Below are 25,464 nucleotides of genomic sequence, written 5' to 3' on the forward strand. Positions count from 1 at the left end.
GTTTATTTTATAAACCATATAATATTTAAATAAAATATTTGGTATTAATAATCTTTAACAAATAGGGGTGTCTGCGGAATAGGTTTGCGTACTTATTATATTATAATAGGTGTATGGCGATGGAAGGTATAGTGCTTAGCCCCTCTCTAACTCCCCTCTGTAGGGGGAGAACACGGCTTTCGAGGAGGGTGTGAGATGGTGCTCGGCCTCTTGAAAAATAGAAAAGTGTTTTTTTCTTCCCCTATAAGGAGGAGTTAGAGGAGGGCTCTCTCTTCTTTAAAAGTAGCGGGATGTGATTATACGGATAAAGAAGAGGGGTTGTAAGAACTTGGTTTATTTTGGAAAGAAAGATAAAAGATAAGGAACGAAAGAACAAAGCCGAACCATTAACCCCTAATCCCTCGTCCTTCATCCCTCATCTTTCACAAACACAGAAATAATGTTTCCGTCGTATATATCCTGCCGTATAAGTCGTATGTCGGTAGGTATGCGTGGCGCGGGTGTACCGCCTTTTACCGTCAGCGGTGCCGTTTCTACGCGTATTTCGTCCCACAGACCGGCTGTGAGAAAGCTCTGCAGCGTCTTTGCACCGCCTTCTACGATTAACGACTGTACTTTCTTTTCATACAAGGAGGTCATTAGGTCGGCGATATTCTGCCGGTGGTCGAGCACTATCCGCAGCGGATCTCGTCCGCTCCAATGGCGAACGTTCAGCATAGGGTGCTCTCTTTCGTCGGTCACACGTCCCACGAGAATGGCGTCGCTCTCGGCTCTAAGCTTGTGCGACAGCATCTTTGTGAACGGTGTAGAGATGGAAAGAGCATGGAAACAATCGTCGATGAAACCGTTGGATGTCTGTGCCCACTTTAATATAATGTACGGGCGCAGGCGCGTGTTATAAGTAATAAATCGCTTGTTCAGTGCCAAACACTCCCTTTCAAGTACCCCCACAACGACTTCGATGCCTGCTTCGCGCAGCTTATGTATGCCTCTTCCGCGCACTTGAGCAAAGGGATCGATGCATCCCACCACCACTCTGCGCACGCCGTTGCGTATGATGAGGTCGGCACAAGGAGGCGTCTTGCCGTAATGAGAGCACGGTTCGAGGCTGACGTATAGCGTGGATTGCGACAGCAGATGCTCATCTGCGGGCTTTACAGAGGCAAAACAGTTCACTTCGGCATGCCCTTCGCCGAAACGGATATGATAACCTTCGCCGATGATACGTCCCTCGCACGCAAGCAAGGCACCCACCATAGGGTTGGGTTTTGCATTCTGCATGCCGTTCAGAGCCAGCTGAATGCACCGGCGCATATAACGTATATCCTCTTCGGTAGCCTGTTCTTCGGCAGATATTATTTTGTTTTGTTCCATCTTTTTGCTATTTTTGCAGTATCAATCAAGACTATGACGTACAACGAAATATGGCAACAACTAACGCCATTATACGATAACAACGAAGCAAAAGCTATCGTTCGTATGCTGTTGGAGATGCAGTTCGGTCTGTCGTGGGCGGATGTTATCTGCGGCAAAGTTACACAATTAGGGGCAGAAAACGCCCTTTTGCTGCAACAAATGATAGGAAGACTGGCGAAAGGCGAACCGGTTCAGTACGTTATGGGGCGTGCAGAATTTGCCAATCGCATATTTTCTGTGACGCAAGGGGTACTTATTCCCCGTCCCGAAACGGCCGAATTGTGTGCTTGGATAACTCATAAAACACCCGAAGATGCCACTGTTCTCGACGTTGGATGCGGTTCCGGATGTATCGCCGTCACACTTGCATTGAACATACACGGTGCACACGTCGTGGCTTGGGATATATCCGATGAGGCTTTGCACATAGCAGAAAGCAATGCACAAACGTTGCATGCCCGTGTCGATATAGTGAGGCAAGACGCGCTGATGCCCCCTGCAGATGTGGAAAAGTGGGATGTCGTGGTGAGCAACCCGCCGTATATCTGCGAACGGGAACGCGGTGCGATGGCGCGGAATGTGCTCGATTACGAGCCCGATACGGCCCTTTTCGTACCCGACAACGATCCTCTGTTGTTCTATCGTGCCATAGCCGAATATGCTGCAAAGGCGTTGAAACGGGGCGGAACGTTGTATTTTGAGCTCAATCCCCTACATGCCGACGAAGTGAAGCGCATGCTTTACGAACAGCATTTCTCGGCAATAGAAAGCCGAAACGATATGTTCGGCAAAGAAAGATTTATCAAAGCCATCCGTTATTAATAACTGTCATCATGCGAAAACTTATCTTTTTTATTTGCTTTTTTATTGATTGTACGGCGTTGTTTGCCGAAGATAATTTCCGTTTGCAGGGAAAATTCAGCGATTTAAACAACGATACTCTCCTCGTTTCTTATGCGGCTAAAGAGGGAGAACGTTCCGGAGAGGTTAAACTCAAAGTACCTGTTACGAACGGAGAGTTTGCATTTAGTGCCGATTTGGATGAGGCAAAAAAGGCTCATTTTATGCTTAAAAGCAAGACAGACCAAAGCGATAAAAGCGATTTTTACCTCTTTATCGTTCCCGATGAGAGCGTTGTAATCGAGGGAACCATGGAAGATTTCAGTATCGATGGTACTGCTTTTTACAAAGACTTGGCACAAGAAACTTTGGTGCAAAAGCCTTTTATCGACGAACTAAAGGCTATTGAAAAGCGATATAAAATGCTTTTAAAGGCGGAAGGTGCCGATAAAAACCTGCTTAATACGGAAAGAAATAAAGAGATGGAAGCGGTAAATAAGCGTTACGAGAAGGTTGCTTATGAATACGTGAAGCGGCATCCGGATAAGGAAGCCACGGTAGATATGTTGCTCAGTTTGGATTTTCATTACATATTGAAAGGCATAGAACTGCTTACACCCGAGGTGCGTAACGGTCGTTTTTCGGGCTATATCGACAATTTGAGTAGATTTGTAAAGGTTGCAACACGGTCTATTGAGGCTTCGGGGAAGATAAAAGAAGGCACCGAGGCCCCCGATTTTACACTGAAAGACGACCGAGGTAACGATTTTACACTTTCTTCCTTGCGCGGTAAATACGTAGTTCTCGACTTCTGGGGCTCATGGTGTAAGTGGTGTATAGCAGGTTTTCCGAAGATGAAGGAACTCTATGCAAAGTGCAAAGACAGAGTAGAATTTGTCGGTATAGATTGTCAGGATACCGACGGGGAGTGGCGTGCAGTGCTGAAAGATGCACAACTTCCGTGGCTTCAAGTATTCAGTGGAGACAGGAATATCGATGCTGAATATGGCGTAACAGCCTATCCTTACAAGGTTGTTATTGCCCCCGATGGCAAGATATTGAAGCTTTTTACGGGCGAAAGCAGTGAGTTTTACGCATATATTAAAAGGTTGATTAAATAGAAAATGAAAGAGATAACTGAGCAAGAAGCATTGCAGAAGCTCTCCGCCCTGTGTGCCCGAGCGGAACACAGCAGCGGGGAGATGACGGAAAAGATGCGGAAATGGGGGCTTACAGAAGATGCGCAGGCGCGGATCATGGCACGTCTGACGGCGGGAAAGTATGTGGATGACGCCCGTTTTTCGCAATTTTTCGTTAACGATAAGATAAAGTATAACAAATGGGGGCGCCGTAAAATAGAGCAAGCTCTATGGCAAAAAGGCGTCGACCGCAGTGTCTATGGCCCGATTTTGGACGAAGTGCCCGACGAAGAGTATATCGCCGTGCTTCGTCCGCTTATCAAAAGCAAGTGGAAAACCATCAAGGCGGCAACGGATTATGAACGTAGCATGAAGCTTATCAAGTTTGCCATGAGCCGCGGTTTCGACTATTCAGTTATTAAAAAGTGCGTAGACGGCGCCGACGATCTATTGGAAGATGATTAGTTTCTTCGGCAGATTATTGGATTTGATATCGCCCCGACAATGCTCGATTTGCGGGTGTAGGCTTGCTGAAACCGAGCAAGTGCTTTGTGCGGTGTGCAACCTAATGTTGCCACGCACGGGTTTTGCCGACGATGCCTACGATAACGAGATGGCACAACTCTTCTGGGGAAGGCTGCCGATAGAACGTTCTGCCGCTCTTTTTTACTATGAGGCACAGTCGCAGGTAAGCAGGATGATTTATGAATTGAAGTACCGTAACCACCCTGAAATAGGCGAACGGCTCGGCTGTTTCATGGCAGAAGAGTTGTTGCCCAAAGGCTTTTTCGAGGGTATAGACATGATAATTCCTGTTCCCTTGGCACGAAAAAGACAGCGGCAACGCGGGTATAACCAAAGTACGGCTATTGCCCGTGGCATACAAAGCGCCGTATCGCTGCCTTTGAGCGAACATGTATTGCGCCGAAATTATTATCATGACAGCCAAACACAGAAAAATCGTTGGCAGCGGGCCGATAATGTAGAAGGCGCATTCAGTCTGTGCGATGCCAATACTATCCGAGATAAACACCTGTTGATTGTAGATGATGTGGTGACGACCGGTGCAACCGTCTGCGCTTGCGGTAAGGAGTTGATGAAGTCGAGCGGCGTTAGAATTAGCGTATTATCACTCGGTTACTCTAAAACATGAGTGATAATAAACAATAAAATTGCCCATGTAGTGCTTGCTATATACGGGAATTAGCGTAACTTTGCAGGCAAGTAATTATTTTAAACCCTATTCCTATGGATTCTATTAAGAAAGAACTCGCCTCGAAGTTGCTGCAGATAAAGGCGATAAAGCTCCAACCAAACGATCCTTTTACATGGGCTTCGGGCTGGAAATCGCCCTTCTACTGCGACAATCGTAAAACTCTATCTTATCCCGATATTCGTTCTTTCGTCAAGATAAGCATGGCTCATGTCGTATTGGAGCACTTTATCGGCGCCGAAGTCATAGCTGGTGTGGCTACCGCAGGTATTCCGCAGGCGGCATTGGTGGCCGATGAACTCGGCTTGCCCCTGATCTATGTGCGTTCGAAACCCAAGGATCATGGGCTCGAAAACCTGATAGAAGGCGAGATGAAACAAGGTGCCAAGGTGGTTGTTATTGAGGATTTGATATCGACAGGTCTTAGTTCTTTGAAAGCCGTTGAGGCCATTCGTAAGGCCGGAGGCAATGTTATAGGCATGGTGGCCGCCTACACTTACGGTTTCCCAGTGGCTGCCGAAGCGTTCAAGAATGCCGGTGTAGAATTGATAACCCTAACGGATTACGAGCACGTAGTGGGAAATGCCTTGGAAACAGGCTATATACAAGAGACCGACACGAAGCTCCTACATGAATGGCGCGAGGATCCTTCGCATTGGAAACGGTAATTATTCTAAAGACATACGATTATTATGAGCAGCAAATTTGAAAGCAGTATTCGTGAGATACCTTATTCACAGCATTCGGTTTACGATATGCTGAGCGATTTGAGCAATATAAATAAGGTGAAAGACCGCATACCCGAAGACAAACTTAAAGACCTTTCGTTCGATGCAGAGTCTATCTCCATCAAGTCTCCGATGGGCGATGTGAAGCTTCATATCGTAGAGAGAGAAGAACCGAAATGTATTAAATTCGAGACTGCACAGAGCCCCTTGCCTTTCGATTTCTGGATTCAAATACTGCCGGTTGATGCGTCTACGAGCAAAATGAAGCTCACCATCAAGGCGGATATGAACCCTTTTATTAAGACAATGGTACAGAAACCCTTACAAGAAGGTATCGAAAAGATTGCCGATGCGTTACAAACGATACAATACGAGTAACGTCCTAAGCCCTCTGAATCAGACAGGTGTGAGTATTATCAAAAGGTTTTATAATAAACGAACCGATTTCTCAACGTAAGCCAACGCTTCGTTTTCTACATTTTTTCATGGCAGACGAGTCTGGCCGATCATCCGTCTCTCCGGTTTGCGAGAGCCCAAAAACAATAATATGGCTAATAAACTTTGGGAAAAAAACTTTGAAGTAAACAGAGAAATAGAGCGTTTCACGGTGGGTAAAGACCGCGAAATGGACCTCTGCTTGGCACCTTACGATGTGTTAGGTTCCATGGCTCACATCACTATGTTACAGACTATCGGCCTGCTTTCGGCCGAAGAACTGAAGCTGTTGCTTGCAGAATTGAAGAATATCTATCATGCCTGTGAGAGCGGGGAGTTCAGTATAGAAGAAGAAGTCGAGGATGTTCACTCTCAAATAGAGCTGATGTTGACGCGTAAGCTCGGCGATGTAGGCAAGAAAATCCATAGCGGAAGGTCGCGTAACGATCAGGTGTTGGTAGACTTGAAGTTATTTATACGTCATGAACTTCGCGAAATAACGGAAGAAGTAAAGCTGCTTTTCGACGAACTTTTGCAGAAGAGCGACCGATACAAAGATATTCTGATGCCGGGATATACCCATTTACAGATTGCTATGCCCAGCTCCTTCGGGCTGTGGTTCGGCGCTTATGCAGAAAGCCTTGCCGACGACATGCTCTTTTTACAGGCCGCCTATCGGATGACCAATCGCAATCCGCTCGGTTCGGCAGCCGGTTATGGCAGTTCTTTTCCGTTGAACCGTCAGCTTACTACCGACCTTTTGGGCTTCGATTCCATGGATTATAACGTAGCTTATGCGCAGATGGGGCGTGGCAAGACAGAGCGAAATGTGGCGTTTGCCATGGCATCTGTTGCCGGTACATTGGCAAAGATGGCGTTCGATGCCTGCCTGTTCAACAGTCAGAACTTCGATTTCGTGCGGTTGCCCAAGGAGTGTACTACGGGTTCGAGCATCATGCCGCACAAGAAAAACCCCGATGTATTCGAACTGATACGTGCCAAAAGCAATAAAATACAAGGCCTCCCGCAGCAAATTATGCTCATCATGAACAATCTGCCCATGGGCTATTTCCGCGATTTACAGATTATCAAAGAGGTGCTTCTGCCTGCTTTCGGCGAGCTGAAAGACTGTCTTAGAATGACTGCCTATATCATTAATAAAATGGAAGTGAACGACCGGATACTCGAAAACCGGATGTACGATCCGATTTTCTCTGTAGAAGAAGTCAATCGTTTGGTAGCTGCAGGCGTGCCATTTCGCGATGCGTACAAGAAAGTGGGCATGGATATCGAGGCCGGAAGTTTCGTTTCCGACAAACAGATACGCCACATACACGAGGGAAGTATAGGCAATCTTTGCAACGACCGCATAGCGGAACTCATGCAAAGCATCCTTCAAGACTTCCATTTCGACCGTGCAGAGCGTGCCGAAAAACAATTACTGTCATGAGAATAACTAAGATTTTGCTCCTCTGCATGGTGCTCCTATCTGTATCGTGCGGCAATATAGAGAATGAATTTTCTACAATTCCCTGTTATCTGATTATAGACAATAACCTGCATAAAGATGCTACGTTAGCCTCGGCCATGACGGCTGCATCGCCCGGAGTATTCTGCTATATCCGACAAGATATGCATGGAGGCGCGAAATACTTTGTGTTTAAGAACAATCAAGGGACGGAAAGCAGGAAAACTTTTAATGCCATAGACCTTCGGAGATCGTTTATATTGGGTGGAAACAACGGGCTTATCGTAGGTTTCGGTAACATGGATACGCCTCCGGTGTTCTATGCATACGACAATCAGTGCCCGAATTGCTTCGATCCGAATGCCATTCCTATACGCAATTACCCGCTCTCGATGAGCACCGACGGCATTGCTACCTGCAATACATGTAAGCGCAAATATAACATGAACACCGGTGGAAACATCATAGAGGGGGAAAATGGCAAGAAGTTAACGCGATATAGGGCGGCTACCGGTGGTCCGTATGGGGTGTTGAGCGTAAATTAAGTTGTTTAAGATAGGGCGGCAGAGAGGCAAGAAACAGGGAAACAACAATCTTCGATAACCTTTTCTGCAAGACCGAAGTAGCGGTCTCGGTCTCTTTCTGCCTATGTTTTTCTCGCATACTTTTATACGGCTGCCCGGATCAGATAATCTTCTGTGGGTAACAGGTACACTGTTTATGTCAGATAGACATAAAGTATATGCGTCATAGATGCTATACCCGATTTGGAAAGAGGCATGGTTTATTGAAAGTGTGCAAACGAAGTGTAATCTCCGAGCATAGCGAACGGTTGCCGTAGAGATGGTTTTCTGCTTGTTTATTTCGTTATTGTCGCCCCATTTAAAACGGTCGTTAAATAGTGTAAAAGTCTTTGCAGTTACGATATTAAGTACTACTTTTGCCGATACATAGTGCAGGCGGCAATAGCTCAGTTGGTAGAGCGCGACCTTGCCAAGGTCGAGGTAGCGGGTTCGAGCCCCGTTTGCCGCTCCATATCTCTATAGTATATCACCGGCCGCAATGGTGGAATTGGTAGACACGAGGGACTTAAAATCCCTTGGCCAGTAATGGCTGTGCGGGTTCGAGTCCCGCTCGCGGCACCTTACCTAAAACGTTTAGACTATGCAGAAGAATCTAATCCTTACTCTATCAGCTTGTTGTTTGTTTGCTATATCGACATCTTGCTCTAAAATGGGGGCATTGTCGTCGAGCAATTTTACCGTTACACCGAACCCACTTGAGACACAAGGAGGGCATGTTCCTGCTACTATCAACGGTATGTTCCCCGAGAAATACATGAAAAAGAAGGCAGTTGTTACCGTTATTCCTGAATTGAGATACGGCAACGGATTGGTTTCGCAAGGCGAAGGTGCCACGTTCAGGGGCGAAAGTGTAATGAGTAACGACCAAATGATATCATATCGATTGGGCGGAAGATATAATATGAAAACCTCTTTTACCTATGTCCCCGAGATGCAGAAGAGCGACATGTATCTGACGTTCGATGCACGTATAGGTAGTAAAAAGGTAAATATTCCGGCCGTAAAGGTGGCAACCGGCGTCATTGCAACATCCGAACTTTACAAACGGGCGTTGGTGAGCGATGGCGGATGTATGGCTCCCGATTCGTTCGAACGCGTAAAGAAGCAGAAACAAGAAGCGAATATCCGCTTCTTGATCAATCAGGCTAACCTTCGTAAAAGCGAACTTAAAAACAATTCAGTGGCTGAATTCGTGCGCATGTTGAGGAAAATAAACCAAGAACGTGAACGACTTAACATCCGTAATGTAGAGGTCCAAGCCTATGCTTCGCCCGAAGGAGGCTTCACATTCAATGATAAATTGGCCAGTAAACGGCAAAATACGTCTGAAGGATATGTAAAACAACAGCTCAAACAGACAGGTGTAAGTACGGGTATCGATGCACATTACACCGCTCAAGATTGGGAAGGCTTCCAGAAGCTCGTGCAGGCATCTAACATACAGGATAAGGATGTTATTCTTAGAGTGCTTTCTATGTACAAAGATCCGCAGGAACGTGAGCAGCAGATACGTAATATGAGCGAAGGATTTCGTGAGTTGGCAGACGGTATCCTGCCCGAATTGCGCCGTTCGAGATTAATTATAAACTACGAGACAATAGGGCGCAGCGATGATGAAATAAAGAACCAATACGATCAAGATGCCGCTAAATTAAGCGCAGACGAACTTCTGTATTACGCAGCACTACAAGATAATGCTGCTAAAAAGGAGGAAATCTACAAGAAGACGGCCGAATATTACGATAAGGATTACCGTGCATTTAACAATCTTGCCGTGTTAGAAATTACTAAAGGTAACGAAGATGCTGCCAAGCGCTACCTCGCACAGGCACTCCGTGTCAATAGCAGCGCACCTGAGGCTTATGCCAATCAGGGACTCTTGTTGCTGAAAGACGGGAAACTCGTACAGGCTGAGAACGAAATATCGAAAGCTACTGCTGCTAATAACTTCGGGCAAGCCTTAGGAACCCTCAATATAGCGAAGGGAGACTTTGCAAAAGCCGAAGAAAATCTTAAGGGAATCAACTCTAATATGGCGGCTCTTGCGCAGCTGTTGAATAAGAACTATGCGGCTGCAGCATCTACTTTAGACGCTATTAAGAACCCTGACGGACTGACAGAATACCTGCATGCCGTTGTTGCAGCGCGCAGAGGAAACAAGTTCGCTGCCGAGTCGTATCTGAATGAAGCACTGAAGAAGGATCCTTCTTTGAAGACTTATGCAGATAATGATTTGGAGTTGGAGCTATTAAAGAAATAAATGAAACAATTCGGTTTCTTACTGTTCTTCGCTCTGATTTTGGTGTCGTGTGGCATAGACAGCCATCATTTTAAGATTGATGGCCACTTCATTCACCTGAATCAGGGCGAATTTTATGTGTATAGTCCTGATGGTGCCATCGATGGAATAGATACCATCAAGGTTTCGGGAGGGCGTTTTGCTTACGAAATTCCTTATGATAAGCCTGCTACACTGATGATCGTGTTCCCGAATTTCTCTGAACAACCGGTCTTTACCGAAGCAGGCGAGGAAGTCAGCATTCGTGGCGATGCATCGCATTTGAAGGAGATGAAGATCGAAGGTACCGATGAGAACGAGCTCATGGGTAAGTTCCGTCAGCAGATTGTGAGTGCTTCGCCGCCCGAAGTTCTACAGTATGCCGCACAATTTATTAAAGATCATCCTAAATCTTTGGTAAGTGTTTATTTGGTGAGCAAATATTTTATGCAGACTCCTACTCCCGACCAAGCCAAAGCCAAGGAACTTATAAAAATCATGCTTGCCGTACAACCCAAAAACGGAGTGTTGGTGCGTCTTGCAAAGCAGGCCGAGAAACTTGATATAATTAGAACGGGTAAGCCTCTTCCACCATTCTCCGGTTACGATCTTAATGGGCATGCAGTGTCTTCATCCGTGCTGTCTTCCGCTCCTGTTTCAGTCGTTCATGTATGGGCATCGTGGAGTTTTGAGAGCGTTAGCATGCTGCAACAACTCAAACAGATGCAGCGGGAAATGGGCGGAAGGCTAAAGATTTTAGCCATTAGTGTGGATGCCAATCGGGCGGAGTGCAGGCAGGCATTGAGCAATGACTCGCTGAATGTGCCCATCGTATGCGATGGCGACATGTTCGATGGAGGCATTATAAGTAAATTAGGGCTTACCTCTGTTCCCGATAACATTCTATTGAAGAGAGGCAAAGTGGTTGCCCATAGACTTAACATGGACGATTTACGCAAGAAAATAGAGGAGATGACCAAATAAATACAATCCATATACCATGCTTGTAAAAACATACTGCGCCGCGGTGAACGGCTTGGATGTAACCACAGTAACCATAGAAGTGAGCCTTATAAATGGTGTGATGTATCATTTCACAGGACTTGGAGACGAAGCAGTGCGTGAAGGTCGCGACCGTATAGCTGCTGCCTTACAGTTCAATGGGTATAAGTTTCCGCATGCAGACATTACGGTTAACATGGCTCCGGCCGACCTCCGAAAGGAGGGAAGCAGCTTCGATTTGCCCCTTGCCATAGCGATCTTGGCCGCCAACGGCAACATAGAATCGGAGAAATTCGGGCAATATATGATGGTCGGAGAGTTAAGTCTCGACGGTCATTTGCAACCTATACGCGGGGCATTGCCTATTGCCATAAGGGCTCGTGCCGAGCATTTCAAGGGACTGATTGTACCTGCACAGAATGTAAGAGAGGCGGCCGTCGTAAATAACCTTGAGGTTTACGGCATGAATTCTATGATGGATGTCATTAAATTCTTAACGGATATGGAGGCGTTTGAGCCGACCGTTATCGATACCCGTAAGGAATTTTACGAACAACAGTACTCTTTCGACCTCGATTTTGCCGATGTAAGGGGGCAAGAAAACGTAAAACGTGCCTTGGAAGTAGCCGCTGCAGGCGGGCATAACATAATAATGATAGGTCCTCCGGGTAGCGGAAAGTCGATGATGGCGAAGCGTCTACCTTCGATACTTCCCCCGCTTTCTTTGTCTGAAAGCTTGGAAACAACGCAAATTCACAGCGTTGCAGGAAAGTTAAGCAAGAACACTTCGCTCATTTCGCAGCGTCCTTTCCGTGCTCCGCACCATACTATATCCGAGGTAGCCTTAGTGGGTGGCGGCACTATACCTCAACCCGGCGAGATTTCATTGGCCCATCATGGCGTGTTGTTCTGCGATGAACTGCCGGAATTCAGTAAGTCTACCTTAGAAGTATTGCGACAGCCGCTTGAAGATCGTAAGATATCGATCTCACGGGCGCGTTATACGGTAGAGTTCCCCTGTTCGTTCATGTTCGTTGCATCGATGAATCCGTGCCCTTGCGGCTACTATGGAGATGCCACGCATACCTGCGTTTGTACTCCCGGGCAGATACAACGTTACATGAATAAGATATCGGGACCGCTGTTAGACCGTATCGATATTCAAATCGAAATTACTCCCGTGCCGTTCAAAGATATCAGCAAAGCAACACAAGGCGAACCGAGCAGCACCATCAGAGAGCGGGTTATCCGTGCAAGATGTATGCAGGAAGAGCGCTATAAGGATATTCGTAGCGTGTATTGCAATGCTCAAATGAGCGAAAAGATGATACATCGGTTTGCTGAACCCGATACACAAGGCATCGAGATGCTACGCTTGGCGATGGAAAAACTGTCGCTCAGCGCCCGCGCCTATAGCCGAATATTAAAGGTAGCCCGCACGATTGCCGATCTCGCCGGCAGCGAACACGTGCAGATGGAGCATCTTGCAGAGGCCATAAGTTACCGAAATCTCGACCGTGGAGATTGGGCGGAGCGGGGCGTGTAACACTAAACGCCAGTGTAAAGGCCACGCTTTTTCAGCGTTATGGCAGTCGTGTTTAAGGTGCGGGTGCACAGTGTGTTATTCTTAGGCGGTATGCCTGCGGTCGATACATAGCTTGCCTAACCGGCTTGCATGCTCAATCTAAGATCGATACAGGTACACTCTGTTATTCATTCTTATTCAAAAGAGAGATGGAAAACGAACTCGGAACGAAAGTTTCTATTATCATTCCCGTGTACAATTCGGAAGATACGATCGAGCAATGCATAAAAAGCGTTGCCGCTCAAACGTTCGGCGATATCGAGATTATAGTTGTTGACGACGGCAGTAACGATAGGAGTAGCACCATTTGCGATAAGATGTCGGAGGGCGACAAGCGTATCATAGTCGTCCATCAGCCTAACTTTGGCAGAAGTAAAGCGCGTGAGAACGGCGTGAAAATGGCCTGTGGCGAATGGATTACTTTCGTAGATTCCGATGACACCTTGCCTCCGTATGCGATCAAAGATTTGTTCGAAGCGGCCGATGAACATACGGATATCGTTTTCGGAAACGGGCTGAGTCTTGGCAATGAGTACCGCACGACAATACCGATACGTGAATTCAGGCATCTTACGGTAAAGGCTGTTGGTACGATAGGGGTACCTTGGGGCAGCCTTTACAGGCATTCTGTCGTTACCGATCGTCTTTTCGAACTGCCGAAGGACATAGTTTGCGGAGAAGATTACATATTTTGTATACGTCTTGTCTTTACAACCGAAAAGCCCGTGAATATTGTTTATAAGAGTGTATATTGCAAGGGCAAGGACACGACAAGTGCCAGCTTCGTGTGGACGGCCGATTATTCGTATCGGCTGAACGTATTCAGAATGTCGTCTATTCCTGCTGCCTGTCGGTCGGAGTATCTAAGAGATGCGGTGGAAGACCGGCTGAATAATCTTTTCGCAACGGCGCTTCATACGCCGAAGTGCGAATGGCTAAACAGCAAATTCTATCTTGATATCCTGCGCGATTTATCTGATTTGGATATGCAGATGCCGCTCAAAAGCAAAATATACCTTGCACTTCCCGCCCGTTGGTTACGGAAATTTTATGTTCGGATAAGTAAAGCGATCGCGCAATTCGGACGATAAATATAAGCAAAACAGAAATGACAGACAAGAAAAAGAAATTGTTTGCGCGCCTTTTGTTCATAGCATTGGGTTTTTGTGCGGTTTGTATCGCAGTCATAGTTTATTGCAATTACGATGTAAAACGGGCAGCCGAGGGACGAATGTATGAGAATGTGTCGCAAATACCTGCCCGCCGCGTGGGCCTTTTGTTGGGTACCAACCCCAAAGGAAGAACAGGAGCACCCAATCCGTATTATACGGCAAGGATCGATGCAACCGCAGAACTCTATCGTTCAGGTAAAATTTCACGTATTCTGATTAGCGGAGCCAACCCGAGCGAGACGTACAACGAACCCGAACAGATGAAAGCCGATTTGATGGCACAGGGCGTACCCGACAGCGTTATCTATTTGGATTATGCCGGATTGCGAACGCTCGATTCGGTTGTTAGAGCCAAGGAAATCTTCGGTCTCCATACCTTTACGATCATCTCGCAGCAGTTTCATAACGAGCGCGCACTGTATCTTTCGCGTGCCGAGGGTATCAATGCGATAGCTTTCAATGCAGGCGATTTTCAGAACAGATGGTGGCAATTCCGCATGAAATGCCGCGAATATCTGGCGCGAACCAAGGCACATATCGATCTTCTGGTAGGTCTTCAGCCCCATTTCTTGGGCAAACGGGTTGAAATAGAGTAGCGGCCTTTTACTGTAATACGGCCGTTGTTCGAAGAAAAAATAGAGTTTTTTTAATGTTTAATCGTATGATGAAAAAGATTACAATAGTTCTCTTGTTGCTGGTAGCCGCTATTGCCGGGAATGCCGATAATAAGATGAAGTACAAGAATCCTACGGGAAAAGAGTTCCCGATCCTTGCATGGTATTCCATTCTTCCCGACAGTAATCTTACACGGGAGCGGTATATGGAATTGCGAAATGCCGGCTTTAACATCTCCTTATCGCACTTCGAGAACGCCGATCAGTTAGCTAAAGGGCTGTCGGCAAGCAAGGGTACGGGTGTCAGACTGATGGCCGGTTGTCCTGAATTGGAGGAGAAAACGGCCGAAATCGTGGAACATTTCAAGAACGAAAAGATGCTTTGCGGCTGGTTCCTGCGCGATGAACCGACGACAGAGAGTTTTGCCGACCTTAGAAAGTTTAGAGACAGGGTGTACAAGACCGATGACAAACACCTTATATATCTGAATTTGCTGCCGATATTCGTATCGCCTGCAGAGCTCGGAACAAAGACCTACGAGGAGTATGTGCAGCGGTCGGTAGACGAATTGGGGCTTTCGCAGCTCTCTTACGACCTCTATCCGATCGTTCAGGAGCAGGGTAAAGTGGTCGTAAGACCACAACTTTACAGTAATCTTGAGGTAGCCCGTCGGGTATCGATGCGCAGTATGCAGCCTTTCTGGGCATTTGTTTTGAGCACTGCCCACGGTTCTTATCCCATTCCAACGGCCGCTCATTTGCGCATAGAGGCATTCAGTGCGTTGGCTTATGGGGCACAGTGCATACAACACTTTACTTATTGGACGCCGCCCACCGATACATGGAACTTCCACAGTGCACCCATCGATGAGCACGGAAAGCGTACTCCGGTGTACGAACTCGTAAAGAATTTGAACCGTGAAATACAGAGCTTGGCTTGGGTGTTCTTGGGTGCAAAGGCCGTTGCCGTAGGACATACGGGGAATAAACACATTGAAGGAACGACCGAATGGGAAAACCTGTCGGTGCCGGTAAGGCTTTGCGGCAACGGCGAGCGGGGTGTTCTCGTGTCTTACATGGTAAACGGAAAGAGCCGGTTTATGATGTTTGTCAACCACGACATCCATCATTCGCAGACCATCGAAATAGAGATAAGCGGGAAGGTAAGACCGGTTGGGAGCAATGGGAAGTTGCAACGCCCGTGCCGGCAAGGCCGGCAATCCGTAACATTGGCGCCGGGCGACTATCTTTTATACCATTGGAAATAATACCGCAACAGGCATTTTCCTTCGGGTAAGTACATGTTTACCCGATTTGTTTTGAAAGTTTATCAGTAACGGAAACAACTCATTTCCGCCCAAAATCGGCCGGAATTTCGCCCCATTTGTTTGTTTCCCACTTCACGATAGGCGTCTCTACCGTATGTGTGTGCAGCCAGTTTTCGGCTCGGGCTATTATTTTAAAAAGCTCATCGGTGTCGGGTGTGTGCGCCAATTTGGTCTTGCACTGCTTCTTCTTTACCCAAAGTATGGCGTTATAGCTGTCGGAATAGACCGTTCTATCCGTCGTTCCCTGCTGTTCGAGCAAAGCTAAAGCGTGGACGATTGCAAGAAATTCGCCGATATTATTGGTGCCATACATCGGTCCGAAGTGGAATATACGTGCGCCGGTAGCAAGGTCTATCCCCTGATATTCCATTGCCCCGGGGTTTCCGGAGCATGCTGCATCCACGGCTATGGCATTGGCCTTCACCTCTAAGGGCAACGGTAAAACCGTGTCGTGTCGGTAAGATGGCGGATTTACAAGTTTATTCTTCATTCCCGAGACCTTGCTTACATCCTTTCCGGAACCTCAATTCCGAGCAGGTCCATGCCGTTTTTAATAATCTTGGCCACGTTCTTCGCGATTACAAGGCGCACAATTTTCTCCTCTTCGGTATTGGCACTAAGGATGCTGTAGTCGTGGTAGAACTGGTTGAAATCCTTGGTCAGTTCGTAACAGTAGTTGGCTATTCCGGCGGGATTATAGTTGTTTCCTGCCTCTGCCACGGCCGTTTCAAACTCGTTCATCTTCTGTATAAGTTCGATTTCTTTTTCGTTCAGCGGTGCGTTACCGTCGAGTTTTTCGGGCAATGCGATATGGCTGTCGGCATCGGCCTTACGCATAATGCTGCGAATACGAGCATAAGTGTACTGGATGAACGGCCCTGTATTGCCGTTGAAGTCGATGCTTTCTTCCGGATTAAATAGCATATTCTTGCGTGCATCGACCTTTAGAATGAAGTATTTCAGTGCCCCTAAGCCCACGATACGTGCAATCTCGTTCCTCTCTTCTTGGCTCATATCCTTGAATTTTCCCAATTCGTCGGACGTATCTCTTGCCTCTTTCACCATTCCTGCTATCAAATCGTCGGCATCCACCACCGTTCCTTCACGGCTTTTCATCTTGCCATTCGGCAATTCCACCATGCCATAAGAGAAGTGTACAAGCTCTTTGCCCCACTTGAATCCCAAGCGGTCGAGCAATATGGAAAGCACTTGGAAGTGATAGTTCTGCTCGTTACCCACGACATATATCATTTTATCGATCGGAGAATCGCGAAATCGCATCGTTGCAGTGCCTATATCTTGCGTCATATATACACTTGTACCGTCGGAACGCAGCAGCAGTTTCCGGTCTAAACCGTCATCCGTCAGGTCTGCCCATACGCTGTTATCGGCTTCGCGCATAAAGATACCTTTCTTCAAGCCCTCTTCTACTTTCGCTTTTCCCACGAGGTAGGTGTCCGATTCATAATATATTTTATCGAAACATACGCCGAGTTTATCGTATGTTTCATTAAATCCGGCGTAAACCCAAGTATTCATTTTCTGCCATAGAGCACGCACTTCGGGATCGTTCTGCTCCCATTTAACGAGCATTTCGTGTGCCTCTTTCATCAACGGAGCCTCTGTGGCGGCTTTCTTTTCGGCCTCTTCGTCGCTCATGCCTTGTGCTTTGTATTGCGCTTCGAGCTGCTTGCACTGCTCTTTGTAGTGCTTGTCGAAAGCCACATAGTAGTCTCCTATCAGATGATCACCTTTCTTTCCGCTCGATTGAGGCGTCTCTCCGTTGCCCCATTTCAGCCATGCAAGCATGGATTTGCATATGTGTATGCCCCGATCATTTACAATATTCGTCTTTACCACACGGTTTCCGTTGGCTTCCATGATACGTGCCAGCGACCATCCCAACAGGTTATTGCGCACATGCCCCAAATGAAGAGGCTTGTTAGTATTAGGAGATGAGTACTCTATCATTACCAAAGGAGAGCTGTCGGTGGCGATTTTCAAGCCGAATTTATCGTTGGTATCGATGCTGTTCAGAAGGTCTATCCACGCCGACCGTGCGATATTCAGGTTCAGAAAGCCTTTCACAACGTTGAAAGAACTTACGGCCGCGCAGCCTTTTACCAGCATATCGCCTATTTCTTGTGCCGTTTCTTCCGGTTTCTTCTTGGATATTTTCAGGAATGGAAATACTACCAACGTAAGATTTCCTTCGAAGTTACTTTTAGTTTTCTGTAGTTGTACCGTCTGTGCGGGCACATCCTGCCCGTATAGTTCTTTCACTGCAGCGATTACAGAACTGCATATTTGCGCTTCTATCTTCATATCGATAATACGTTATTTTCAATAATTGTGGCCACAAAATTACAAAAAATAATCCTTAATTCTTAATTCCTATGATAAAAATACCATCTTTGCGTAATAGGAACATGCCGTGCCTTCATCCGAAATATAGGAGAGTAATTTATGTTAAATAATAGAAAAAAAGAAATGATATGTCGTTTTTATTTGCTTTTGCATATTACCTTTGCACCCGAATTTAAGTGATATAGATGTCGAAGAGTCGGCATCTGAAGTAATCAGGAATTAATTATTAACTCAAAAGAGATGAAATTTTTACTTATTTTAGTAACGTGTTTAGCGGCTTTAACGGTAAAGGCGCAGGATGATGTAGAACGGTCTTCTTTCTATGGAGACTATAAAGGGATAGCAAAGACAGAGACTAAAAAGGGAACATCAATATCGACAACCTCTAAAACAGTAACTTTCTCTATAGCAAAGGGAGAAGGTGAAGACGAGATAAAACTCACGCTGAAAGGTTATCAGATAGGCAAATACGAACTCAAGGATTTCGATTTGCCGAATATGTACCTGCAGAAAAGGAACGGTAAGTGGGTAATCTGGCAGGAATCCAACGACTATGTAGATGTGGAATCCAAGGAGAATACAGGTAATACAACGTTCAGTTTGCTTGTATTGATAGGCGATTCCGAGGAGTTAACCAAGGATGGTTCTTTGAACATGGATATTACATTCATTTGGAATGAAGCAAGTTTGAAGGTAAAATTCTCGGGGAAACGCGATGTTAATACGGGCATTTCGAAGACCTATGCGCAAAAACAAACGCAAGAACAGATTGTTTACGACTTGCATGGACGACGTGTGAAGCATCCTCGTAAAGGCCTTTATATCGTCGATGGAAAGAAAGTTATCATTAGATAAACGGTTTCCAAAAACAACTACTCTAATTTAATTCATAAGGACTTTCTGCCGTTTTCATGAGGCAGAGAGTCTTTTTTCTGTAGGGAAAGGTCGTCTCTTCACCGCAAAGAGGCCATCTCTTTACGATAAAGAGACCATCTCCTTACGGTAAAAAGGCCATCTCCTTACGGTAAAAAGACCATCTCCTTACGGTAAAAAGACCATCTCCTTACGGTAAAAAGACCGTCTCCTTACGATAAAAAGACCATCTCCTTACGATAAAAAGGCCATCTCCTTACCATAAAGAGGCCACCTCTTGTTTTTATAGTAGCGCTATGTTTTTGTTTTATTCGTATCTGCATTTTGCGTTATAACACATTTTTTCGTACTTTTGCTTGCACGATTAAGATACGAAAAATTATGAAAAAGAAAATATGGGCGGTCGGTATTACAGTGTTGCTTGTGTTGGTTTTGTTGACCGTCGGCGGCAGTTTTTACATGCTTTCTTACGGCCTGTTGAACGAAGACCGTCGCGGCAGCCTGAACGAATGGAATAAGGAAGCATTCATCAACAAGCATCCGGAAACCAAAGAATGGCTCGACAGTATTCTTGCACATAATGCCTTGCGCGATACTTTTATCCATACGGAGGCGCAAGACTCTCTGCATGTGTACTACATTCGTGCCGAAAGACCGACACATCTTGTGGCTCTGCTTGTGCACGGCTATAAGGATAATGCGCTTGGAATGCTCCACATCGCCCGCATGTACGGCGGTATGGGCTACAATGTGGTGCTGCCCGACCTGCACGGACATGGCGCCAGCTCGGGCAAGGATATACAAATGGGCTGGAAAGACCGTACGGATGTGTTGCATAGTGCGACTTTTGCCGACAGTATATTCCGTGGTAACCGCATTCACACCGCAATGGTACTCCACGGAATATCTATGGGCGCCGCCACTGTAATGTGTGTTTCGGGCGAACAGACACCGCCTTTCATCCGCTGTTTTGTGGAAGATTGCGGCTATACAAGTGTGTGGGACGAGTTCAAAACACAGCTCCGAGAGCAGTTCTCGCTGCCGCCTTTTCCGCTTCTTTATACCACCAGTGCCCTCTGCAAACTACGTTATGGGTGGACGTTCGGCGAGGCTTCGCCCCTCAAACAGCTTGCCAAGAGCCGTAAGGCAATGCTTTTTATTCATGGAGATGCCGATACTTACGTTCCTTTCCGTATGGTTTACGAACTTTACAATGCCAAGCCTGCACCCAAAGAACTGTGGGTTGCCCGCGGTTCGAAACATGCAGACAGCTATCAGGATCACCGCGCGGCGTACACAAGTCATGTTAAAAACTTTCTCGACCGATATATGCCGTAGCGCGAAAGCCTCCCGAAATAACCTCCGCATGTGCTTTCCGATAGCGATAGACAATCTCCTTTTCCGCCTTATTTCTACACAAAAAACATGATGATTATCTGCGTTATCACCACCCGAATAAACATTCCGAGCGGATAGACCGTTGCATAAGCAATGCTTTGCGTCTCTCCTTTCAGCGTATCATTGGCGTAAGAAAGCGCCATAGGGTTGGCCATAGAACCGCAAAGAATACCGCAGATGGTTCCGAAATCATACTTGCGCGTCTTTAAAGCAACGTATCCGATGATGAGTATCGGCACGATCGTCAGCAGAAAACCCACGCCTACCCACAGCAATCCCTCCGGTCTGACCACCGTTTCAAAGAAGTCTTTCCCCGCATCAAGGCCCAGACAAGCAAGATAGATCGACAAACCCAGCTTACGGAGCATCAATGAAGCGCTGCGAGTGGTATAGGATATGAAGTGCATGTGTGGGCCCAAGGCACCCACGATGATGCCCATAATGATGGGACCTCCGGCAATTCCGAGCCTTACCGGTGCCGACATGCCGGGCAAGGAGAACGGTATAGTGCCCAGAGCAAGGCCGAGCATCATGCCTAAAAATATGCTTCCGAGGTTGGGTTCGTTCAATGTTTGCACGGCATTGCCAAGGAATTTCTCTACATGGTCTACTGCCTTGGGCTCGCCAACCACCGTTACACGGTCGCCGTATTGCAATCTGAGACCGTCAGTAGCAAGGAGTTTAATGTCTCCACGTATCACCCGACTCACATTCACACCATATGTATCGCGCAAATGCAGCTGTCCGAGCCGCTTACCGTTAAGCACTGTCTGCGTCAGAACGATCACTCGGCTCTCCACTTTTGCGTCTATATGGTTCCAATCTATCTTCTCTTTGTTCCAATCTTTCTTCACTTTCTCGCCGAAGAGTATCTCTACTGCAGGAATATCCTCGCGGTTGGCCACCACCAGAACGTTGTCGTTGGTGTGCAACACCGTATTGGCAAACGGCATGATAACCTCTTCTCCGCGCCATACACGCGACACAATGAACTTCAAATGCGACCGTTGAGACACCTGACTTATCGTCTTTCCCTCGATTGCAGGATTGATGATGACGAACTGCCCCACGTAAGTATGATCGTTATCCGCATGTTTTTTCACCTCCAGATCGGCAGGTTTCACGAACAATTTGCGCAATAAAAGAATGGCAAATATCACTCCGAGCACGCCAAGCGGGTAACTTACCGCCGTTGCAAGTGCCGCCCGTCCCCCCGAAAGGCCCAAATGTGCGAGCGCCTGTTGCGCTGCACCTAAAGCAGGAGTATTGGTTGTCGCCCCGCAAAGTAATCCCATCATGTCCGGAAGGGCTATTCCAGTGAGCGGACATAGTACAACTGCCATCGCCGTACCGAGAATTATCACTGCCAAGCCCCATATATTGAGTGCCAACCCCTCGTGTTTAAGCGAGCCGAAGAAGTTTGGTCCCACATGAAGGCCCAGCGTATATACGAAGAGAACCAGCCCTAAAGTTTCGGTATAATCGAGCACTTCGCCATCTACATTGAGCCCGAAGTGCCCTGCAATGATGCCTATGAAAAAAACAAAAGCGATGCCTAACGAAATTCCCCCAACCCTTACCTTGCCCAATGCAAGACCTAAAGCACAGATAAGAGATACGATTACAACCGTTTGAATCGACGAATGTATAGCGAACAGACCGTTAAGCCATTCCATATTTCATTGTTTATGATGCTTTATTTCTGCTGCAAAGTTACACCAAACCCCGCGAACGGCAAAATAAAACGCAAATTATTATCTGCCTGCAGATATTCCATGAAAACGGTACATTTATTTTGAAGTTCACGTATTTTTATATACTTTTGTAGCCGTTGTATTATTTTGTCCATGCAAGAACATATGAGAGACAGAAAATATTCTTGCTTATTGCTGTTTTTGAGTTTGGCTCTGCTTCCGACAAGCGGCATGGCTGAAGGCGCCGACTCGCTCGTCAGCCGAGGAAAAACCATACATCGCATAGAGGCAGAGGCACTGCCTTCGATGATTTTGCATACCCACGAATTTCTACAGGGAGGCAATTTTGAGAAGCGAACCATGAACCATGATATGGGTTTGAGGCTCACCTATGCCTTTCGTAAACCCCACAACGAAGCCGAAGCCCATATATATCACGACAATTATCAGGGCATCGGTGTGGCTTACCACAATTTTAATCCGCAATTAGGCAATCCGTTTTCCGCCTTTATATTTCAAGGTGCACGCATTACAGGCATCACCCGCAGGCTTTCTCTGAACTATGAATGGAATTTAGGTCTCACATTCGGCTGGCATCCTTATGATGAAGAAAACAATAAGGAAAACCGTGTGATCGGTTCGAAGGTCACGGCTTACATCGATGCAGATATATTCTTGGCTTACCGTATCTCCAAACAGCTGGATTTGAACGCGGGTGTATCGCTCTCGCATTTTTCGAACGGCAATACCACGCTGCCTAATTCGGGGCTCAATACCCTCGGCGCACGTCTTGGAATAGCCTATTATATTAACCGTACAGACAGCACCCGAAGCCGGCGGGTACCCATTCCGCCCTTCACGAAACATGTAAGTTACGACCTTATGTTATATGGTGCGTGGTGTCGCAACGGTTTCCTTTCAGAGGAAGGCGAACCTATTATCCTGCCCGGACGGTACGGAGTGTTCGGTTTCTGCTTTGCTCCAATGTATAATATGAGCCATTGGTTGAACGTCGGAGTATCGTTAGACGGCGAATACAACAGCAGTGCAAACTTCGAAGAGGACGACTCTCCCCGTGATGCCGGCAGGCACTATGATGCCGAAGACATGCTCGTAAGGCCCTCGAGATATAAACAGATGGCACTCGGACTGTCGGGACATGCAGAATTCGTGATGCCTTATTTTACGATAAACTTAGGCATCGGCCACAATATACTCAACGCCCGCGGCGATTTCAGCGGCCTTTATCAGATGGTAGCCCTAAAGATCGGCCTGCCTCGCAATGCTTTCTTAAACGTCGGTTATACTCTTCGAAACTTCAAAAACCCCAACCATTTGATGCTCGGCATAGGCTTTCGTTTCAACCACAAGCGCAAGACGTTATAGGCGTTTTCCGCCTCTTCGTGGCACGACAGACATGCCTTTTGCGCGAATTTGTTTGGTCGGTCATGCCTTTTACACTATTTTTGCACGAAAAAGGATACAATGAACAAGAAACAGATATTGCTTATCAACGACATGGCCGGCTACGGCAAGGTGGCCACGGCAGCCATGTTGCCCATTCTCTCGTATATGGGGCTGCCCACATACAACCTGCCTACGGCACTTGTTTCCAACACTCTCGACTACGGAAAGTTCAATATTCTCGACACAACCGAATACATTAAGGGTGTTTTCCCTGTGTGGAAAGAGCTTCATTTCGCCTTCGACGCCATTGCGACGGGCTTCATAACCACGGAACAGCAGGCACGCATCATCGCCGCATATTGCTTGGAGCAGGCGCAGAACGGCACTACGATCTTCGTAGATCCCATTATGGGCGACGAAGGCAAATTATACAACGGTATCACACCCGCCACCATCGATAACATGCGCAAGATGATATCGGTGGCGCACCTTACCTATCCTAACTATACTGAGGCTTGCTATCTCACCGGCACCGCCTATCAACCGCACGGAGTAACGGCTGATGAAGCCCATGCGCTTATAGATAAGCTGCGCAAGATATGCCCCAAGTCGGTGCTTATCACGTCGGTTACCATCGATGGGCAGCCCTCCGTCATGGGCTATAACCACGACACACAGGAATACTTCTGCCTGCCTTACACCGAAATACCGGTACACTTTCCGGGCACGGGCGACATTTTTTCGGCGGTACTCATAGGGTATTTGCTTCAAGAACAGTCGCTCAAGGCAAGCACACGCAAGGCTATGGATGCGGTATACAAGCTGATAGACCTTAACAAAGATAACAAAGACAAGAACCGAGGCATACCTTTGGAGAAGTTTCTTGCCGTGGTCTTGTAAGACATGCAGGCCTTTTTGCCGCAAACAATCATGTAATAAAGATACCTAAATCCGTAATTTGTTTTATCAAAAACTACGGTTTTATTTTTAATTTTGTACCCGATAAACCCATTATTATGGTAGAAAATATTTTTAACATCGACACTGTCGACAGCTACAACCGCACGTTAGGCTTCGAAACACGCCATCCCTTGGTGACGATTACAGACCTGTCGAAACTCACGGCACAGGACTTTCCCCCCGAAGTAACCTATCATTACAACGTGTATGCGCTGTTTCTGAAACAGACTTTCTGCGGAGACATTGCTTACGGGCGCGAGCCCTACGATTATCAGGAGGGCACTGTAACGTCGTTCGCCCCCGGTCAAGTGGTTCATGTAAAGCATTCCGCCGACTTTAAACCTAATGCCTTGGGCATTCTCTTCCACCCTGATTTGATACGAGGTACATCGCTTGGCCACGATATAAAGAACTATTCGTTCTTCTCTTACTCATCAAGAGAGGCATTACACTTAAGCGATGACGAGAAAAAAATATTCTGCGACTGCCTGCAGAAGATAGAACAAGAGTTGGAACGCCCTATAGATAGCCATACCAAAAAGCTGATCTGTCGCAACATCGAGCTGCTTTTAGATTACTGTATGCGGTTTTATGAGCGGCAATTCATTACGCGCAAAGCCGTTAACAAGGATATTTTAGAGAAGTTCGAAGACCTGCTCGACGAGTATTTCGACGGCAGACGTCCCATACAGGAGGGCCTTCCGTCGGTGAAATATTTTGCTTCTGAGTGCTTTCTTTCGCCGAATTACTTCGGTGATCTTATCAAAAAGGAGACCGGTATCACACCTCAAGAGTACATACAGAACAAGATTATGGACCTTGCCAAGGAAGAATTGCTCGGCACGGAAAAGTCTGTAAACGAAATAGCCTATGGTTTGGGCTTCCAATATTCGCAGCACTTCAACCGATACTTTAAGCGCAATACAGGCTTAACCCCCACGGAATACAGGAAAAAATAATAGT

Annotated in this window: 23 protein-coding genes and 2 tRNA genes; 21 read left to right on the forward strand and 4 right to left on the reverse strand. The window is 46.7% G+C overall.

The window, feature by feature from the left end:
- Positions 1–408 precede the first annotated feature (408 nt).
- Positions 409–1,374 carry a bifunctional diaminohydroxyphosphoribosylaminopyrimidine deaminase/5-amino-6-(5-phosphoribosylamino)uracil reductase RibD gene (gene ribD, locus BN3912_RS10985; protein ID WP_023983966.1) on the reverse strand — a complete coding sequence of 322 codons (966 nt, stop codon included), beginning with the start codon at positions 1,372–1,374 and terminating at the stop codon, positions 409–411.
- A gap of 33 nt (positions 1,375–1,407) precedes the next feature.
- Between ribD and prmC the strand changes: the two genes are divergently transcribed.
- From prmC to BN3912_RS11065, 16 genes are all read left to right on the forward strand, one after another.
- Positions 1,408–2,238 (forward strand): peptide chain release factor N(5)-glutamine methyltransferase, encoded by an 831-nt coding sequence (prmC, locus tag BN3912_RS10990; protein WP_036859334.1) that lies wholly within the window; start codon positions 1,408–1,410, stop codon positions 2,236–2,238.
- A gap of 11 nt (positions 2,239–2,249) precedes the next feature.
- Entirely contained in the window at positions 2,250–3,377 is a 1,128-nt protein-coding gene (locus BN3912_RS10995; RefSeq protein ID WP_023983964.1) for a TlpA disulfide reductase family protein, read from the forward strand.
- 3 nt (positions 3,378–3,380) lie between these two features.
- Positions 3,381–3,860, forward strand: a complete 480-nt coding sequence (locus tag BN3912_RS11000) for a regulatory protein RecX (protein ID WP_023983963.1) — start codon at positions 3,381–3,383, stop codon at positions 3,858–3,860.
- A complete protein-coding gene (locus tag BN3912_RS11005; RefSeq protein WP_036859332.1) occupies positions 3,853–4,548 on the forward strand; it encodes a ComF family protein in 696 nt (231 codons plus the stop codon). Before BN3912_RS11000 ends, BN3912_RS11005 begins: the two co-directional genes overlap by 8 nt.
- A gap of 95 nt (positions 4,549–4,643) precedes the next feature.
- The gene (gene pyrE / locus BN3912_RS11010) at positions 4,644–5,276 is read left to right on the forward strand and encodes an orotate phosphoribosyltransferase (protein ID WP_064972322.1); all 633 of its coding nucleotides are present in this window, start codon (positions 4,644–4,646) and stop codon (positions 5,274–5,276) included.
- 24 nt (positions 5,277–5,300) lie between these two features.
- A complete protein-coding gene (locus tag BN3912_RS11015) occupies positions 5,301–5,714 on the forward strand; it encodes an SRPBCC family protein (RefSeq protein ID WP_023983961.1) in 414 nt (137 codons plus the stop codon).
- A 169-nt stretch (positions 5,715–5,883) separates the two neighbouring features.
- A complete protein-coding gene (gene argH / locus BN3912_RS11020) occupies positions 5,884–7,221 on the forward strand; it encodes an argininosuccinate lyase (RefSeq protein ID WP_023983960.1) in 1,338 nt (445 codons plus the stop codon).
- Entirely contained in the window at positions 7,218–7,784 is a 567-nt protein-coding gene (locus BN3912_RS11025; protein WP_004368942.1) for a hypothetical protein, read from the forward strand. Before argH ends, BN3912_RS11025 begins: the two co-directional genes overlap by 4 nt.
- 414 nt (positions 7,785–8,198) lie before the next feature.
- A tRNA-Gly gene (locus BN3912_RS11030) sits at positions 8,199–8,274 on the forward strand.
- A gap of 21 nt (positions 8,275–8,295) precedes the next feature.
- Positions 8,296–8,381: transfer RNA gene (locus BN3912_RS11035), tRNA-Leu, on the forward strand.
- A 22-nt stretch (positions 8,382–8,403) separates the two neighbouring features.
- Entirely contained in the window at positions 8,404–10,083 is a 1,680-nt protein-coding gene (locus BN3912_RS11040; protein ID WP_023983959.1) for a tetratricopeptide repeat protein, read from the forward strand.
- Entirely contained in the window at positions 10,084–11,085 is a 1,002-nt protein-coding gene (locus tag BN3912_RS11045; protein ID WP_023983958.1) for a DUF4369 domain-containing protein, read from the forward strand.
- A gap of 16 nt (positions 11,086–11,101) precedes the next feature.
- On the forward strand, positions 11,102–12,649 hold the full coding sequence (locus tag BN3912_RS11050) for a YifB family Mg chelatase-like AAA ATPase (RefSeq protein ID WP_023983957.1): 1,548 nt from the start codon (positions 11,102–11,104) through the stop codon (positions 12,647–12,649).
- 188 nt (positions 12,650–12,837) lie between these two features.
- The gene (locus BN3912_RS12560; protein ID WP_023983956.1) at positions 12,838–13,779 is read left to right on the forward strand and encodes a glycosyltransferase family 2 protein; all 942 of its coding nucleotides are present in this window, start codon (positions 12,838–12,840) and stop codon (positions 13,777–13,779) included.
- Between the two features lie 17 nt (positions 13,780–13,796).
- Positions 13,797–14,456, forward strand: coding sequence for a SanA/YdcF family protein (locus tag BN3912_RS11060; RefSeq protein WP_023983955.1), 660 nt, complete (start codon positions 13,797–13,799; stop codon positions 14,454–14,456).
- Positions 14,457–14,521: 65 nt separating this feature from the next.
- Positions 14,522–15,742 carry a beta-galactosidase gene (locus BN3912_RS11065; protein WP_230204694.1) on the forward strand — a complete coding sequence of 407 codons (1,221 nt, stop codon included), beginning with the start codon at positions 14,522–14,524 and terminating at the stop codon, positions 15,740–15,742.
- A 79-nt stretch (positions 15,743–15,821) separates the two neighbouring features.
- Here BN3912_RS11065 and BN3912_RS11070 read toward each other — a convergent pair whose 3' ends face one another.
- Entirely contained in the window at positions 15,822–16,292 is a 471-nt protein-coding gene (locus BN3912_RS11070) for an RNase H family protein (RefSeq protein WP_023983953.1), read from the reverse strand.
- Positions 16,293–16,306: 14 nt separating this feature from the next.
- Entirely contained in the window at positions 16,307–18,127 is a 1,821-nt protein-coding gene (gene argS, locus BN3912_RS11075; protein ID WP_064972323.1) for an arginine--tRNA ligase, read from the reverse strand.
- A 282-nt stretch (positions 18,128–18,409) separates the two neighbouring features.
- Between argS and BN3912_RS11080 the strand changes: the two genes are divergently transcribed.
- Positions 18,410–19,024 (forward strand): hypothetical protein, encoded by a 615-nt coding sequence (locus BN3912_RS11080; RefSeq protein ID WP_023983951.1) that lies wholly within the window; start codon positions 18,410–18,412, stop codon positions 19,022–19,024.
- Between the two features lie 399 nt (positions 19,025–19,423).
- Entirely contained in the window at positions 19,424–20,380 is a 957-nt protein-coding gene (locus BN3912_RS11085; protein WP_023983950.1) for an alpha/beta hydrolase, read from the forward strand.
- A gap of 74 nt (positions 20,381–20,454) precedes the next feature.
- On the opposite strand, the gene BN3912_RS11090 is transcribed toward BN3912_RS11085, so the two are convergent.
- Complete coding sequence (locus tag BN3912_RS11090) at positions 20,455–22,116, reverse strand: putative transporter (protein WP_023983949.1); 1,662 nt, start codon at positions 22,114–22,116, stop codon at positions 20,455–20,457.
- 183 nt (positions 22,117–22,299) lie between these two features.
- Between BN3912_RS11090 and BN3912_RS11095 the strand changes: the two genes are divergently transcribed.
- The 3 genes from BN3912_RS11095 to BN3912_RS11105 all read left to right on the forward strand — a co-directional run bounded on the left by BN3912_RS11095 (position 22,300) and on the right by BN3912_RS11105 (position 25,460).
- The gene (locus BN3912_RS11095; RefSeq protein WP_023983948.1) at positions 22,300–23,520 is read left to right on the forward strand and encodes an acyloxyacyl hydrolase; all 1,221 of its coding nucleotides are present in this window, start codon (positions 22,300–22,302) and stop codon (positions 23,518–23,520) included.
- A gap of 99 nt (positions 23,521–23,619) precedes the next feature.
- Positions 23,620–24,441: a pyridoxamine kinase gene (locus BN3912_RS11100; protein WP_023983947.1), complete on the forward strand. Its 822-nt coding sequence runs from the start codon at positions 23,620–23,622 to the stop codon at positions 24,439–24,441.
- Between the two features lie 116 nt (positions 24,442–24,557).
- Complete coding sequence (locus tag BN3912_RS11105; RefSeq protein ID WP_023983946.1) at positions 24,558–25,460, forward strand: helix-turn-helix domain-containing protein; 903 nt, start codon at positions 24,558–24,560, stop codon at positions 25,458–25,460.
- The last annotated feature ends 4 nt before the right edge of the window (positions 25,461–25,464 follow it).

The sequence above is a fragment of the Prevotella phocaeensis genome (genome assembly GCF_900065875.1).
Lineage (GTDB): Bacteria > Bacteroidota > Bacteroidia > Bacteroidales > Bacteroidaceae > Prevotella > Prevotella phocaeensis.